The 15,304-nt window shown below is 68.0% G+C and carries 11 protein-coding genes; 2 read left to right on the top strand and 9 right to left on the bottom strand.

Annotated features, from left to right (window positions below; translation table 11 throughout):
* Positions 1 to 34 precede the first annotated feature (34 nt).
* From prpB to ABV606_RS09170, 3 genes are read right to left on the bottom strand one after another with little or no spacing between them, the layout of a single operon-like run.
* Positions 35 to 937: a methylisocitrate lyase gene (gene prpB, locus ABV606_RS09180; RefSeq protein ID WP_353987463.1), complete on the bottom strand. Its 903-nt coding sequence runs from the start codon at positions 935 to 937 to the stop codon at positions 35 to 37.
* The gene (locus ABV606_RS09175; RefSeq protein ID WP_353987462.1) at positions 937 to 2,439 is read right to left on the bottom strand and encodes an MmgE/PrpD family protein; all 1,503 of its coding nucleotides are present in this window, start codon (positions 2,437 to 2,439) and stop codon (positions 937 to 939) included. The genes prpB and ABV606_RS09175 overlap by 1 nt, the downstream gene beginning before the upstream one ends.
* Complete coding sequence (locus tag ABV606_RS09170; RefSeq protein ID WP_353987461.1) at positions 2,436 to 3,179, bottom strand: GntR family transcriptional regulator; 744 nt, start codon at positions 3,177 to 3,179, stop codon at positions 2,436 to 2,438. The genes ABV606_RS09175 and ABV606_RS09170 overlap by 4 nt, the downstream gene beginning before the upstream one ends.
* Before the next feature lie 247 nt (positions 3,180 to 3,426).
* Between ABV606_RS09170 and ABV606_RS09165 the strand changes: the two genes are divergently transcribed.
* On the top strand, positions 3,427 to 3,876 hold the full coding sequence (locus tag ABV606_RS09165; RefSeq protein WP_353987460.1) for a VOC family protein: 450 nt from the start codon (positions 3,427 to 3,429) through the stop codon (positions 3,874 to 3,876).
* A 24-nt stretch (positions 3,877 to 3,900) separates the two neighbouring features.
* On the opposite strand, the gene nhaA is transcribed toward ABV606_RS09165, so the two are convergent.
* Positions 3,901 to 5,241 carry a Na+/H+ antiporter NhaA gene (gene nhaA, locus ABV606_RS09160; protein ID WP_353987459.1) on the bottom strand — a complete coding sequence of 447 codons (1,341 nt, stop codon included), beginning with the start codon at positions 5,239 to 5,241 and terminating at the stop codon, positions 3,901 to 3,903.
* Positions 5,242 to 5,354: 113 nt separating this feature from the next.
* Here nhaA and hrpA point away from each other — a divergent pair, with 113 nt between their 5' ends.
* Complete coding sequence (gene hrpA / locus ABV606_RS09155; RefSeq protein WP_353987458.1) at positions 5,355 to 9,284, top strand: ATP-dependent RNA helicase HrpA; 3,930 nt, start codon at positions 5,355 to 5,357, stop codon at positions 9,282 to 9,284.
* Positions 9,285 to 9,305: 21 nt separating this feature from the next.
* Here the strand turns inward: hrpA and ABV606_RS09150 are convergent, their stop codons facing one another.
* The 5 genes from ABV606_RS09150 to ABV606_RS09130 form a co-directional block, all read right to left on the bottom strand.
* Positions 9,306 to 10,118, bottom strand: coding sequence for an amino acid ABC transporter ATP-binding protein (locus ABV606_RS09150; protein ID WP_435415552.1), 813 nt, complete (start codon positions 10,116 to 10,118; stop codon positions 9,306 to 9,308).
* Positions 10,119 to 10,123: 5 nt separating this feature from the next.
* Positions 10,124 to 11,161: an amino acid ABC transporter permease gene (locus ABV606_RS09145; RefSeq protein ID WP_353987457.1), complete on the bottom strand. Its 1,038-nt coding sequence runs from the start codon at positions 11,159 to 11,161 to the stop codon at positions 10,124 to 10,126.
* Between the two features lie 97 nt (positions 11,162 to 11,258).
* Entirely contained in the window at positions 11,259 to 12,170 is a 912-nt protein-coding gene (locus ABV606_RS09140; RefSeq protein ID WP_353987456.1) for an ABC transporter substrate-binding protein, read from the bottom strand.
* Positions 12,171 to 12,326: 156 nt separating this feature from the next.
* On the bottom strand, positions 12,327 to 13,805 hold the full coding sequence (locus ABV606_RS09135; protein WP_353987455.1) for a lipase maturation factor family protein: 1,479 nt from the start codon (positions 13,803 to 13,805) through the stop codon (positions 12,327 to 12,329).
* A gap of 24 nt (positions 13,806 to 13,829) precedes the next feature.
* Positions 13,830 to 15,257: a phytoene desaturase family protein gene (locus ABV606_RS09130; protein WP_353987454.1), complete on the bottom strand. Its 1,428-nt coding sequence runs from the start codon at positions 15,255 to 15,257 to the stop codon at positions 13,830 to 13,832.
* Positions 15,258 to 15,304: the final 47 nt, after the last annotated feature.

Genomic DNA, 15,304 nt, shown 5'->3' with positions numbered 1-15,304 from the left:
ATGGGGTCGCGGCTCAGTGCCGCAGGGCCACGGGTCAGCGGCCGGGCACAGTGAAGTTGAAGATGCCCGAGTCGAACGCGTTGTAGCCGCTGTAGTCGAGCAGTTCATAGAGCCGCGCCCGGGTCTGCATGTCAGCGACGGCGGAGGCCTGCGTGCCTTCTGCGGCGATCAGATCGAGGGTGCGCTCGGCGGCGCCCATGGCGCTTCGCAGCAACGTGACGGGGTAGATGACGATGCGGATGCCGGCATCCTGCAACTGCTGGGCCGTGAAGAGCTCGCTCTTGCCGAACTCCGTCATGTTCGCGAGCACCGGCACGTCGAGCGACTCGCACATCGCCTCGAACTCGCCGAGGTCGCGCATCGCCTCCGGGAAGACCGCGTCGGCACCAGCGTCGACCAAGCGCTTGGCCCGATCGATCGCCGCGTCCATGCCGTCGACCCCGCGGATGTCGGTGCGGGCCATGATGAGCAGGTTCGGGTCGCGGCGCGCGTCGGCGGCGGCGCGGATGCGCTTGACGGCCGTATCGGCATCCACGACCTGCTTGCCGTCGAGATGCCCGCAGCGCTTCGGGTTCACCTGGTCCTCGATGTGCAGCCCGGCGACGCCGGCGTCTTCGAGTTCCTGCACGGTGCGCGCGACGTTCATCGGCTCGCCGAATCCTGTGTCGGCGTCGACGAGCGCGGGCAGGTTCGTCATGCGAGCGATCTGGGTGCTGCGGCCGGCGACCTCACTCAGCGTGGTGAGCCCGATGTCGGGCAGACCCAGGTCGGCGGCCAGCACTGCGCCCGAGATGTAGACGCCGTCGAACCCCTTCTCCTCGATGAGGCGCGCGCTCAGCGGGTTGAACGCTCCTGGCACCTGCAGCAGTTCGCCCGATCCGAGCCGCTCGCGGAACGCCGCCCGCTTCTCGGCGGCACTCGTGGTCGCGTACAGCATCAGAAGATCCCCTTCGTACCGGCCGAGGGCACGTCGCCCATGACATTGAGTTCGAGCAATTCGGATGCTGTCAGCTCCGGCAGCCGCTGCGCGGCATCGAGGAACCGCTCGATCTCGGGGTCGGCGAGCACGCCGTCAGCCAGCATCCGGAACTTCGCGATGTACTGCTCGCGGGCGAAGGGGCGTGCGCCGAGCGGATGAGCGTCGGCGACGGCGATCTCGTCGACGACGCGTGTGCCGTCGACGAGATCGATCTCGACTCGGCCGCCGAACGCCTTCTCGGCAGGGTCGGTCGAGTGGTAGCGGCGCGTCCATTCCGCGTCTTCCTGCGTGATGATCTTGCGCCACAGCTCGACGGTGTCGGGGCGGGCAGCACGCTCGGGGGCGTAGGAGGCGACGTGGTGCCAGGCGCCGTCTTGAAGTGCGACGGCGAAGATGTACGGGATCGAGTGGTCGAGGGTCTCGCGGCTGGCGTCGGGGTCGTACTTCTGCGGGTCGTTCGCTCCCGAGCCGATCACGTAGTGGGTGTGGTGGCTCGTATGCAGCACGATGCGCTCGATGTTCGCCGGGTCGCGCAGCTCGGGCCGGGCGTTGCCGAGCCGTCGTGCCAGGTCGATCAGTGCTTGCGCCTGGTACTCGGCAGAGTGCTCCTTGGTGTAGGTGTCGAGAATCGCGCGGCGCTGCTCGCCTCGTTCAGGAAGTGGCACCTGGTAGCGCGCCTCGGGACCGTCAAGCAACCACGCGATCACGCCGTCTTCACCCTCATAGATCGGGCTCGGGCTGGTCTGACCGCGCATGGCGCGGTCGACCGCCTCGACGGCCATCTTCCCGGCGAACGCGGGCGCGTGCGCCTTCCAGGTCGAGATCTCGCCCTTGCGCGACTGCCTGGTCGCGGTGGTCGTGTGGAGCGCTTGGCCGATGGCCTGATAGATCGTCTCTGCTTCGAGGCCGAGGAGTGTGCCGATGCCGCCGGCCGCTGACGGGCCGAGATGTGCGACGTGGTCGATCTTGTGCTTGTGCAGGCAGATCGACCTCACCAGGTCGACCTGGAGCTCGTAGCCGGTGACGATGCCGCGCAGCAGCGCGCCGCCGTCGCGGCCCGTGTGCTGGGCGACGGCGAGGATCGCGGGGATGTTGTCGGCAGGGTGCGAGTAGTCGGCGGCGAGGAAGGTGTCGTGGTAGTCGAGTTCGCGTACCGCGACGCCGTTCGCCCATGCGGCCCACTCGGGGCTCACCAGCGCAGCGGAGCCGAATACCGTCGCCCCTCGACCGCGGGTGGCGCCGGCCTGCTCCGCCTGATCGCGCGCCGCGAGCACCGGCGCACGGCCGAGCGACGCGACGGCGACTGCCGCGTTGTCGATCACGCGGTTGATGACCATGTCGGTCACCTCGGGCGCGGGATCGAGCTGCTCGGCAGCGACCTCAGCGAGCTTCCACGCGAGCTGCTCCTCGCGGGGCAGGTGCTCTTCGCTTCGGTAGACGCGTACGTCGTGGTTCTTCACAGGGCGATCCTCTCGGTTCGGTGGCGCTCAGTTGCATACGGGCCAGCCGGTGCTTGCTCGGGCACGCGGGCCGTGCCTGCATCCTTCGCGGCCGGGGTCTCAGGGGGTACGGCGTGGGCGAGGGCGTGCTGCAGCGCATTGTGCAGGTGCACGTGGGTGGCGTGGGCGGCGAGTTCGCCATCGCCGGCGCGGATGGCGCGGACGATGAGGAGGTGCTCGGCGGCGCCTGCCCGCAGTCTCGGCAGATCGTCGATGGCCAGACGGCGGATTCGCACCAAATGCGTCCGGAGCTGCTTCATCGCGCCGACGAGATAGGGGTTCTGCACGGCGTCGTCGAGCGCTGCGTCGAACCGCGCGACCAACTCGTAATACGCGTCGCGATCCGGGTCGTCGCCGCGCAGCAGCTCTGGAGCCCGTTCGAATGCGGACTCCAGTTCGCTGAAGACCTCGTCATCCGCGCGCTGGGCGGCGAGTCTCGCGGCTTGCTCGTCGAGCGCTCGCCGCACCTCGAAGAGGTTCCGGATGTCGTCAGCCGACATCGCGGTGACAACGAGTCCACGACCGGCGTGCGCGGCGACGAGCCCGTCGGCGGCGAGCCGGGAGAGCGCCTCACGAAGGGGCGTGCGGCTCACGCCCAGCCGGGCGGCCTGCTCCACTTCGGCCAGTACTGTGCCGGGCCGCAATTCCCACCGTACGATCTCGTCGCGCAGCGTTCGGTAGGCGCGGTCGCTCGCTCGCATGGCGCCTCCTTCGCTGGGTTCCGGCATCCGCCCCGTGCAATTCCATGCCAACCGAGCCGAATGTATACACAGACTAGCCAAACTCGTGGAAACGGCAACACTAGCGGCCACTTTGTATACAGAACTCGGGGCTGACATGACGCTGGTGGTCTGCAAGCATTGGTGGCGCGGCACAGCTCCAGCAACCCACCAGATGCCCGCGAGATCGTCGCACTCATCGCGGGCGCCCGATGTCGAAGGAGACACCATGGCGACGCAGATCTTCGTCAACCTGCCCACCAGCGATCTGGAGCGCGCCAAGAGCTTCTTCACCGGTCTCGGCTGGCGCATCAACCCCGACTTCACCGACGAGAACGCGGCTTGCGTGGTGGTCGATGAGCACATCTACCTCATGGTGCTCACTCGCGATTTCTTCGCGACGTTCACCGACAAGCCGATCGCCGATCCGAGCCAGAGCCTGCAGGTCGAGACGGCTCTCAGCTACGACTCGCGCGAGGCGGTCGACCAGCTCCTAAGCAAGGCGATGGCTTCAGGCGGGCGAGAGCACCGCGAAGCGCAGGACATGGGGTTCATGTACTCGCGCAGCTTCGAGGACCCCGACGGCAACCTCTTCAGCGCCCTCTGGATGGACCCTCGCGCTGCCGAGGTCGGCCCCGAGGCCTTCCTCGAGGAGCAGGCCGGCGACGGCGACGGCTGAGTCTGCCCGGGGCTGCGCGCCGGCTCAGCGGTCCTGGTAGACGTCGGGGATGCCGTCGCCGTCGTCGTCGACCGCTTCCTCCAGCGCGATCCGGCGGTAGCGACGATTGCGGATCGACAGCAGGATCGACGCGAGGATCGCCGCGATCAAAGAGGCGACGAGAATCGCGACCTTGGCGTGGTCATGGTGCGGATTCGCGCCCGGGAAGCTCAGCTCGGTGATGAGCAGCGACACTGTGAATCCGATGCCGGCGAGCAGGCCCACGCCTGTGATGTCGATCCACTTGAGCGCCGGATCCAGACGGATGCCGCGGGCCCGTGTGATGACCCAGGTGGCGAGCACGATGCCGATCGGCTTGCCGACGACCAGCCCTGCCACGATCCCGATCGTGACCGGGTCGGTCAGCGCGGCGATGAAGCCCTCGGGGCCACCGAGCGCGACACCGGCGGAGAAGAACGCGAAGACCGGAACCGCGAAACCCGCCGACAACGGGCGGAAGCGGTGCTCGAACACTTCGGCGAGACCGGGCTCGCCTTCACCGACGGCGTCGCGGCGGCGGTGCAGCACTGGGATGGTGAAGCCCAGCAGCACTCCCGCGATCGTCGCGTGGATTCCGGCGGCATGCACGAACGCCCAGGCCACGACGCCGATTGGGAGCAGCACCGCCCATGCTGCGACCGGCCGGAGATGGAAGAACTGCCGGTAGCGCTGCGCCAGCACCGCGTAGAGGGCGATGGTGAGCAGCGCGAGGAGGAGCGGAGCCAGCTCGATCGACTCGGTGTAGAAGACCGCGATGATGCCGATCGCCATGAGGTCGTCGACGACGGCAAGCGTGAGCAGGAAGATCCGGAGCGCGCTGGGCAGGTGCGAGCCGATGATCGCGAGCACCGCGACGGCGAAAGCGATGTCGGTGGCCGTGGGAATGGCCCAGCCCTTGGCGAGCTCAGCATCCGGCGCGACGATCGCGATGTAGAACGCGGCGGGTACCACGACGCCGCCGATCGCGGCGACGACCGGCACGATCGCTGTGCTGAATCGGCGCAGGTCGCCGGCGACGAGTTCGCGCTTGAGCTCCAACCCGACCAGGAAGAAGAAGATCGCCAGCAAGCCGTCGGCGGCCCACGCTCCGAGACTGAGACGCAAGTGCCATGGCTCATACCCGAACTCGAGGTCGCGCAGCCAGAAGTAGCCCTCCGCCCACGGCGAGTTCGCCCAGATGATCGCGATCGCCGCCATGAGCACCAGCAGACCGCCGCCGACGGTCTCCTTGCGGAGCAGCGCGCCGATGCGCACCGCCTCGGCGTAGCTCCCACGGCGAGGGAACTGCGGGGTTTCTGCTGAATGGCGAGAATGCTGTGAGGTCACGATGGCTCCGGTGCGGTCGACAGTACGAAATGTCGACCAGGCTTCCCGACGCGCCACCACCAGCGTACGTCACGCAGTGCGCGAGATGACCCGCGGCGTAGGATGGAGGGCTCATGTCTGCCCCGCTCCTCGCGATCTCGTACCCCGCTGAACTGCCGGTCAGCCAGCGGCGCGACGACATCGCCAAGGCGATCGCCGATCATCAGGTCGTCATCGTCGCGGGAGCGACCGGATCGGGCAAGACCACGCAGTTGCCGAAGATCTGCCTCGAGCTCGGGCGCACGATGATCGGGCACACCCAACCCAGGCGCATCGCAGCGCGCACGATCGCCGAACGCGTCGCCGAGGAACTCGGCTCAGAGCTCGGCGACCTCGTCGGCTACCAGGTGCGATTCACCGACCAGGTGTCGGCCAAGACTCGCATCAAGCTGATGACCGACGGCATCCTGCTCAACGAGATCCACCGCGATCGACTGCTCAAGCGATACGACACGATCATCATCGATGAGGCGCACGAGCGCAGCCTCACGATCGACTTCTTGCTCGGCTACCTCAAGCGCATCCTCCCCAAGCGGCCCGATCTCAAGGTCATCATCACCTCGGCGACGATCGATCCCGAGAGCTTCGCGAAGCACTTCGCGGATGCCGAGGGCAGGCCGGCTCCGATCGTCGAGGTGTCGGGACGCACCTACCCGGTCGAGATCCGCTATCGCCCTCTCGACCCGGATGCCGTCGACACCGACGATAGCGACGACGTCGATGACGCGTTCGCAGACGGCCCTTCGGAGCCGGAGCGCACCAAGCGCCGCAACCCGAGCCCTTCGGTCGCACGCGAGCCGATCGACCTCATGGACGGCATCATCGCCGGGCTCGAAGAACTCGTCCGCGAAGAGCCCGGCGATGTGCTCGTGTTCCTCAGCGGCGAGAACGAGATTCGTGACGCTGAAGACGCGATCCGCGGCGCGATCCAGCCTCGCTCACCCCTCGATGGCACCGAGGTGCTGCCCCTCTACGGGCGGCTGAGCGCAGCCGATCAGCACCGCGTGTTCGAGCCGGGACGGGCTCCCGGCATCCGTCGCCGCGTCGTGCTGGCCACCAATGTCGCCGAGACGAGCCTCACGGTGCCCGGCATCAAGTACGTGATCGACGCGGGCACCGCGCGCATCTCGCGGTACTCCCCGCGGTCGAAGGTGCAGCGGCTCCCGATCGAGCCGATCTCGCAGGCCTCGGCCAACCAGCGCTCGGGCCGCTCTGGCCGCACCAGCGATGGCATCGCCATCCGCCTCTACTCGGAGGCCGACTACGAGCGGCGCCCGGAGTTCACTGAACCGGAGATCCTCCGCACGAACCTCGCGGCGGTGATCCTGCAGATGATCGCGCTCGGTCTCGGCGAGATCGAACGATTCCCGTTCCTGCAGCCGCCCGACTCGCGCGGCATCAAGGACGGGCTCGATCTGCTGCGCGAACTCGGGGCGATCGACCGAGACGGTGCGATCACGCGCGTGGGCCGACAGCTCACGCAACTCGCCATCGACCCCCGCTTCGCGCGCATGGTGATCGAGAGCGGTCGGCAGGGGCACACGCGCGAGGTGATCGCGATCGTCGCGGCGCTGTCTATCCAAGACCCGCGTGAGCGCCCGCTCGAGAAGCGCCCGCAGGCCGACCAGTTGCACGCCCGGTTCACCGACCCGACGAGCGACTTCATCACGCTGCTCAACCTCTGGAACTACCTCAAGGAGCAGGAGCGGATGCTGTCGGGCAGCGCCCTGCGCCGACTGTGCCGTGCGGAGTTCATCAACTTCTTGCGGTTCCGCGAGTGGGAAGACGTCGTGCGGCAGCTCACGCGCGCGGCGAAGCAACTCGGGCTCCACGTCGAGTCGGAGAAGAAGGGGGGCGGCGCGGATGCCGCAGTCGCCGCTGTCGCCGCTGCCGTCGCCGACGCGCCTACGCGCGCGCCTGTGGCGGCCGACGCCATCCATCGCTCGTTGCTCGCCGGTCTGCTGAGCCACATCGGCCTTCGCGACGCGCAGAAGAAGGACTACGTCGGCGCACGAAACCACCGATTCCTCATCTTCCCAGGCTCGGGCCTCTCAAAGAAGCAACCGCAGGCCGTGATGGCAGCCGAACTCGTGGAGACGAGCCGGTTGTTCGCGCGCACCGTCGCCGCGATCGAACCGGCGTGGGCCGAGCAACTCGCGGGCGACCTCGTCAAGCGCACGTATTCGGAGCCGCACTGGGAGAAGAAGCAGGGGGCTGCGATCGCGTGGGAGCGGGCGACGCTCTACGGGGTGCCGATCGTGCAGCGACGGCGAGCGCAGTACGCCCGCGTGGATCCTGAGCATGCCCGCGAGCTGTTCATTCGCCACGGGCTCGTCGAGGGCGATTGGGACGTCTCGCGGCTGAACCGCAAGCTCTTCGAGTTCGACCGCAAGAATCGGGCGCTGCGCTCACGGCTCGAGCAGTTGGAGGAGCGCACGCGACGCCGCGACATCCTCTTCGACGACGAAGGGGTGTTCGAGTTCTATGACCGGCGCATCCCCGCTGACGTCGCGACGGTGCGCGGCTTCGAGAAGTGGTGGCGCGGCGCATCGCGCGAGCAGCCGAACCTGCTCACCATGACCGAAGACGACCTCGCCGCCGATACCGCCGTCGACTCCCAGGCGTACCCGACGTCGTGGACGCAAGGCGACCAGAAGCTCGGCATCGGCTACCGCTTCGAGCCCGGCGCCGACGACGATGGCGTGACGGTGAAGGTACCGCTGCCGCTGCTGTCGCGCGTGAAGCCCCAAGGTTTCGACTGGCTCGTGCCGGGCCTTCGCGAGGAACTCGTGACCGCGCTGCTGAAGACGCTGCCGAAGGCGATCCGCCGCAATGTCGTGCCCGCCTCCGATTGGGCGCGGCGGCTGCTCGAGGCAGTGCCGGCAGGTGCCGACCTGTCGGATGCCGGCATCACCGAGTTCCTCGCCCGCGAGATCCAGCGGCAGACCTTCACGCCGGTCTCCCCCGACGACTTCGACCTCGACCGGCTGCCTCCGCACCTGCGGCCCGGCTTCGCGGTGACCGACGACCGAGGGCGCGTGCTGGCCCGCAGCAAGAGCCTCGAGTCGCTGCAGCAGAAGCTGAAGTCACGGGCGCGCGACTCGGTCGCAGCGGTCACCGAGCGAGCGGTGCCCAACTCGATCGAGCGCGACGGCATCACCGCGTGGGATTTTGGCGAGCTGCCGAAGGTCGTCGACACTCGCAGTGGCGGCGGAGTGATCCGCGCGTATCCCGCGCTCATCGATCGCGGCGGCAGCGTATCGATCACGCTGCTGACCACACCCGAAGATCAGGCGCGTGAGTTGCCCCGCGGCATCCGCCGTCTCCTGGCCCTCACGATCCCGTCGCCGCTCGGGTACGTGCGCGACCACCTCTCGCAGCACGAGAAGCTCACCCTCGCGACGAGCCCGTACCAGAACGTGCAAGCGCTGCTCGATGACTGCCTCGACGCCTGCCTCGACCAGGCGCTGCGTGCGCGGCATCCGAACAGGATGCTGTTCACCGCCGAGGAGTTCGAGGCGCTGCGACGCGAAGCCTCCGCCGGCCTCGTCGACCATCTCTACGCCGCCGTCTCGCTCACCGCACGCACACTCGCCGCCCACCGCGAGGCCGAGAAGGCGTTGAAGTCGGCCACGAATATGAGCGTGCTGCCCGCGGTGGCCGACGCCCGCGAGCAGCTCGCCGCACTCATCTTCCCCGGCTTCGTGTCACGCACCGGCCTCGCCCAGCTGCGGCACCTTCCGCGCTATCTGCAGGCCGTCGTCTCGCGCCTGGAGAAGCTCGCAACCGACATCGCCCGCGACCGCGGCTGGATGAACGAGGTCGCCGCCGCGACCGCCGCCTACACAAAGGCGGGCGGCACACTGCCACTGGCACCGGATGCTGCCCCGCATCTCGTGCACGTCCGCTGGCTGCTCGAAGAACTCCGCGTCAGCCTCTTCGCCCAGCAGCTCGGCACCGCCGAACCCGCCTCACTGCAGCGCATCCAGAAGGCGCTGAAGTAGGAGACCCGCGGGCAAGCGCTGTTACAGCACCTTGCCGAGGAACGCCTTGGTGCGCTCGTGCTGCGGGTTGGCGATCACCTCGCGTGGGTCGCCCGACTCGACGACGACTCCCCCGTCCATGAAGACAAGCGAGTCGGCGACCTCTCGGGCGAACCCCATCTCGTGCGTGACGACGATCATCGTCATGCCGGATGCCGCCAGCTGCTTCATGACGTCGAGCACTTCGCCCACGAGCTCGGGGTCGAGCGCAGACGTCGGCTCGTCGAAGAGCATCAGCTTCGGCTCCATCGCGAGCGCGCGGGCGATCGCCACGCGCTGCTGCTGGCCACCGCTCAGGTGCGCCGGATACGCGTCGGCCTTACCGGTGAGGCCCACGCGCTCGAGCAGGGTTCTGGCTCGCTCGACGGCGACCGCCTTGCGCTCGCCCTTCACCAGCATCGGCGCCTCGATCACGTTCTCGAGCGCTGTCATGTGGGGAAAGAGGTTGAACCGCTGGAAGACCATGCCGATGTCGCGTCGCTGCCTTGCCGCGACCTTCGGCTTCAACTCGTAGAGCTTGTCACCGCGCTCCTCGTAGCCGACGAGGCGGCCGTCGACGCGCAGTCGGCCGGCGTCGACGTTCTCGAGATGGTTGATGCAACGCAGGAACGTCGATTTTCCGGAACCGCTCGGCCCGATCATGCACATGACCTCGCCGCGCTTGACGTCGAGGGTGATGCTGCGCAGCACCTGGTTCGTGCCGAAGCTCTTGGAGACGCCGCGCGCCTCAACCATGAGCCCGGTGCGCGCGCGCGACGCGGCCTGGTCGCTTCGTCGTTCTTCGGAGGTCGGCATCGCAGTCACCCAGACTCCTTCCCTGTCGGCGTCTGGCCGGGGTCGACCGGTCGCCTCTCGGGCTCGTTGTGGTCGGTCTCAACCGAGCCGGAGCCCGACGCGCTCGACGCTCCTGCTGTGGTCGTGACGCCGGGAACCGGCCCGGTCGCGGTGGTGACCGCGCCGGATCGCCCGGCATCCGAACCGCGCCTGGTCTGTCGTTCCATGCCGATGCCGCGCGAGAACCGCTTCTCGAGGAAGTACTGGCCCACCATGAGCACGGAGGTGAACGCGAGATACCAGGCCGATGCGACCAGAAGCAGCGGGATCGGGTCGAACGTTGCCGCCGAGATGTCGCGAGCACGTCCGTACAGGTCGAAGCTGTAGGGCACGGCCGCCACGAGCGATGTGGTCTTGAGCATCGAGATGACCTCGTTGCCCGTGGGAGGGATGATGATGCGCATCGCTTGCGGAAGCACCACGCGGCGCATGGTCTTCGTCCACGACATACCGAGCGCGGTCGCCGCCTCGTTCTGCCCCTGGTCGACCGACATGATGCCCGCACGCACGATCTCCGCCATGTAGGCGGCTTCGTTGAGCGCGAGTCCGATCACCGCCAGCCAGAACACATCGATCGTGTCGCGCGTCTCGAACTGGATCCACGGCGCGGTGAACGGGATGCCGATGTCGATGGTGGCGTAGATGGTGGCGAGCAGGCCCCAGAACACCAGCTGCACGTACACCGGTGTGCCGCGGAACACCCATAGGTAGAGCCACGCCACCGACTTCACCACCGGGTTCGGCGAGAGCCGCATGATCGCCAGCAGCACGCCGATCAAGACTCCGGCCACCATGGAGTACACGGTCAAGGCAAGCGTGTTCAGCGCCGCCTGCATGATGCGCGGGTCGAAGAGGTACTGCGCGAACGCCGCCCAGCCGAACGCCGGCCGGTTGGCCGCGTCGAGCACGAAGAGAGCGAGCAGCAGTACAAGCACGATCGCTGCCAGTACGCGCCAGGGATGCCGGAGGCGCACCGCGCGGATCGCCTCTGACTCCTCGGTCACTCCGACCGGACGCGACGAAGCCGTCGCGGAAGGCTCGGGCGGCGTTGGAGCCGGCGCTCGAGAGGCACCGGCTCGGTCACGGTCTGCGGCCATCGCCTCAGCCCGCGGTCGCGGCGTTGATCGTGATCTCTGAGATGCCGCCGGCCTCGACGCCCCACTCCTTGAGGATCTTCTCGTACGTGCCGTCGTCGACGAGTGACTGCAGGGCCGCCTGCACGGCCTTCGCCAGTTCGCTGCCCTTGTCGACCGCCATGCCGTAGGGCGCAACGTCGAACGCGTCACCGGCGAGCTCGATCTTGTCGCTGACCTGGCTCACCGCGTACTGGGTGATGGGAGAGTCGGCGCTCATGGCATCCGCCCTGCCGAGGGCCAGCGCGTTCGTCGCCTCGTCCTGCGTCTCGAACTTCAGGATGTTGATCGGCTCCTTGCCCGCGTCGACGCAGGCCTTCGACTTCGCAGGAAGTTCCTCCGTCTCTTCGTACGTGGTGGCCTGCACCGACACGGTGAGACCGCAGGCGTCGTCGGGGTTCACGTTGCCGCCGATCGGTTGCGCCCATTGAATGCCGGCCTCGTAGTAGTTCACGAAGTCGACCTGCTGCTCGCGCTCTGCAGTGTCGGTGAACGACGACATGCCGAGGTCGTAACTGCCGCCCGTGATGCTGGGGAGGATGCGGTCGAAGCCGGATGGCCGGTAGTCAGTGGTGAGACCGAGCTTGGCGGCCATCGCGTCGGTCAACTCGATCGCCCACCCGATGGGGGCGCCCGCTTCGTCTTTGTACTCATTGGGCGCGTAGTTGGGATCGACGCCGATGATGAGCTTCCCAGCCGACGCGATGTCGTCCGGCAGCAGCGCTGCCGCGGCGTCATCGACCTCGACGTTCGAGCCGTTGCCGTTCCCTCCCGGACCGGTCGTGCCGGATGGCGTCGGCTCTCCCCCGTTACCGGCGCACCCCGTGAGCGCGAGCGCGACGATCGCCGTTCCAGCAAGAAGTCCACGGTTCCAACGCATTGCCACTCCTTCGTGACGAGCGGCCCCACGGCCGCCGGCGGTAGCGGCCCCAGCCGCTTTGCCGTGAGTCTAGACCCGGGTTGCGGCCATGTGGAGGAGAACCAGGCTCACAAGTGCATCACGAGTCGCGGCGGGTGCAGCGGCATCCATCACTGTTCACGCGCCGCTGTGAAACGAGATGGGCCTGACGAGAACGCCCTCCAGCACGCGCATCCAGCGCTGCCCGGTGCGACGGTACTGCTCGTGAGTGGAGAAGCGATAGCGGTAGGCGAGCACGCGGATCGCGCGAGGCTTCTCGCGGCCGAATGGCGCCTTGCGGAGCAGGCGAAGCGTGGGTTCGTCGGCTTCCAGCAAGCGAATGAGCAGCATGTCGAACCACGGTTCGCGGCCTCGCCCGAGCGGCAGGAACCACATGAGCCAGTCGAGCCGGAGGTGGAACGGCGCCCATTGCGGCGGCATCCGGCGCACGTCTCCGGGTTTGCCGAGGAACTCGTACTCGTGCCATTCGGCACCTGGATCGGACGGATCATCGTTCGTCGCCTCGATGACGTACTCGATGCGCGCGCGGGTCACGCTGCCGAAGGCGCCGTACGCATTGCCGAGCTGCCAACGATTGAAGCTCGCGTTCATCAGCTGACGCCTGGAGACGAGGTTCATGAGCGGTGGGTAGGCGACGACGACCAGCAGGACGGTCGCCGCGATGACGATCACGAACCACCACACCGGCGCGTGGCCGGTGAGCCCGGGCTCGTCGAAGCGACTCGGATCGGTGCCGAGGTCGGTGGGGATGAAGGGCAGCACCGCGTGCACCGCCCGGTCGTTGACGGCGGCGAAGGCGAGCACGATGGTCGCCCAGTTCAGCCACGCGAAGTTTCCTGTAAAGACGAGCCACAACTGAGTGAGGATGATCAGCGCCGCCGCGATGCTGCCGACGGGATACGGCACGAAGAGCAGGAACGGCACGACGAGCTGCACCGCGTGGTTCCCGGCCGCCTCGACGCGGTGGAACCACTTCGGCAGCAGGTGTGCCTGCCGGCTGAGCGGCCCGGGCATGGGCTGCGTCTCGTGGTGGTAATACATGGCGGTGAGGTTCCGCCATGCGCGGTCGCCGCGCATCTTGATCATGCCCGCGCCGAACTCGAGGCGGAACACGAGCCAGCAGATGAGCAGCAGGATCGTCGTGGGAGGGGGCACCTGGTCGGAGCCGAGGAACGCGACGGTGAAGCCCATCTCGATGAGCAGCATCTCCCAGCCGAAGCCGTAGAACGTCTGGCCGATCGAGAAGATCGAGAGGTAGATGCCCCACATCGCGAGAAAGGCGATGAGGGGCACCCAGGGCGGGCCGAGTTGCGGGAAGCCGGCGATGAGGGCGACCGCGATCGCGATGCCCACGATGCACAGGGCGATGAGCCGTCGGTCGGTGTAGCGCCAGTGCTTGAAGATCGTGGGCGAGCGAAGGTACCGCGGATGCTTGAGCAGTTCGGTCGCGGGCAGTAGCCCTTTCTCGCCGAGGAGCGCGGGAAACTGCTGCACAGTGGTGAGGAACGCGATGAGGTACAGCGCCGCGGTGCCCCGCTGCACCACCTGCCGCGCGAACTCGAAGTCGTGCGCGTCGAACCACTCGAGCCACTCCACGCGGCCCACGGTACGCCGCGGAAGTCAGACGTCGAGTGGCGGTTCGAGACCGAAGCGGTCGCGCAGCGCGAGCCGCGCGGCGTACCAGCCGTTCATGCCGTGCACCGCCGGCCCGGGCGGGGTCGCCGCCGAGCAGAGGTAGACGCCGTCGACCGGGGTTCGCCACGGCGTCGGTGAGAGCACCGGGCGCTTCGCGAGCTGCCACAGGGTGATCGCGCCACCGGAGATGTCACCGCCGATGTCGTTCGGATTGCGCGCGGCGAGTTCGGCGGCGCTCTGCGAGCTGGAGGCGAGGATCACGTCGCGGAACCCGGGCGCGTAGCGCTCGATCGTCGCGGTGATGGTCTCCGTCGCGTCGAAGTGCGAGCCCGACGGCACATGGGTGTACGCCCAGAGCGTGTGCTGGCCCGCCGGCGCGCGAGACGGGTCGAGCAGGCTCGGCTGGGTGACCAGCACGTACGGCTTGGCCGGCATCCGTCCGTTGACCACTGCATTCTCGGCCGCGGCCATCTCGTGACGCAGCCCGCCGAGGTGCACCGTGGGCGATTCGGCGATCTCGCTGTTCGCCCAAGGAACCGGTGCGCTCAACGCGAAATCGACCTTGGCGAGCCCGGGCCCGTACCGGTAGCGAGTGATCGCGCGTCGGTAACTGCTCGGCAGGTCGCCGGTGAGCAGCAGCCGCGGAGAGGTGTCGAGCAGTGTCGCGCGGGCCCGCGGCAGCTCGCGCAGCGAGTCGATGCGCCGGCCGGTCTCGATCGTGCCGCCGTGGGCGATAATGTCGGCCGCCATGGCATCGGCGATCGCTTGCGACCCGCCGACGGGGAATCCCCAGCCGCCCGCGTGCGCGTGCGCGGCGAGCAGCAGGCCCGCTCCCGCGGAGGCGAGCGAGGGCATGCCGCCTGCCGCGTGCGCCATGACGCCCGTGAGCAGCGCGGGGGCGTCGGGTTCGGTGAAGCGCGAGTTCCACAGGCGTGTGCCCTGTTCGAGGCTGCGCAGGCCGTAGCGGAATGCGGTGACCGGATGCCGCGGCATCCGGAGCAGTTGCGAACCGGTGAAGTCGACCACACCGTTGATGTCTGCGACCAGTGGCATCAGCAGGCGTCGCCAGGCTGGACCGTCGCGGCCAAGGCTCTCGACCGTGCGTTCGAGATCGCGCCAAGCGATTGCCGCACGCCCGTGCGGAAGTGGGTGGGCGTATGAAGCGTCGGGGATGATCCAGTCGACGCTGCGATCGAGACCGATGGACTTGAAGAACCGCGAAGCGAGGCCCGCCGGGTGCACGGCCGAGCAGAGGTCGTGGCGGAACCCCGGCAGCGTGAGCTCGAGCGTGCGGGTGCCCCCGCCGATGGTGTCGGCCGCCTCGATGACGTGCACGCTCAGACCGGCTCGCGCAGCGGTGACAGCTGCTGCCAAGCCGTTCGGGCCACTGCCGACCACGAGCACATCGGTCATCGCGCGCTCCTCTTCATCCGTCCTTCACTCGGTTTCGTCGCAGGCAT

The sequence above is a fragment of the Ruicaihuangia caeni genome, from assembly GCF_040536845.1.
GTDB lineage: Bacteria > Actinomycetota > Actinomycetes > Actinomycetales > Microbacteriaceae > Ruicaihuangia > Ruicaihuangia caeni.
This window is presented reverse-complemented; position numbering and strand designations above follow the sequence as displayed.

Coding starts and splice junctions, on each gene's coding strand:
- prpB (WP_353987463.1), bottom strand. CDS start 937: ATGCTGTACGCGACCACGAGTGCCGCCGAGAAGCGGGCGGCGTTCCGC.
- ABV606_RS09170 (WP_353987461.1), bottom strand. CDS start 3,179: ATGCGAGCGAGCGACCGCGCCTACCGAACGCTGCGCGACGAGATCGTA.
- ABV606_RS09165 (WP_353987460.1), top strand. CDS start 3,427: ATGGCGACGCAGATCTTCGTCAACCTGCCCACCAGCGATCTGGAGCGC.
- hrpA (WP_353987458.1), top strand. CDS start 5,355: ATGTCTGCCCCGCTCCTCGCGATCTCGTACCCCGCTGAACTGCCGGTC.
- ABV606_RS09150 (WP_435415552.1), bottom strand. CDS start 10,118: ATGCCGACCTCCGAAGAACGACGAAGCGACCAGGCCGCGTCGCGCGCG.
- ABV606_RS09140 (WP_353987456.1), bottom strand. CDS start 12,170: ATGCGTTGGAACCGTGGACTTCTTGCTGGAACGGCGATCGTCGCGCTC.
- ABV606_RS09130 (WP_353987454.1), bottom strand. CDS start 15,257: ATGACCGATGTGCTCGTGGTCGGCAGTGGCCCGAACGGCTTGGCAGCA.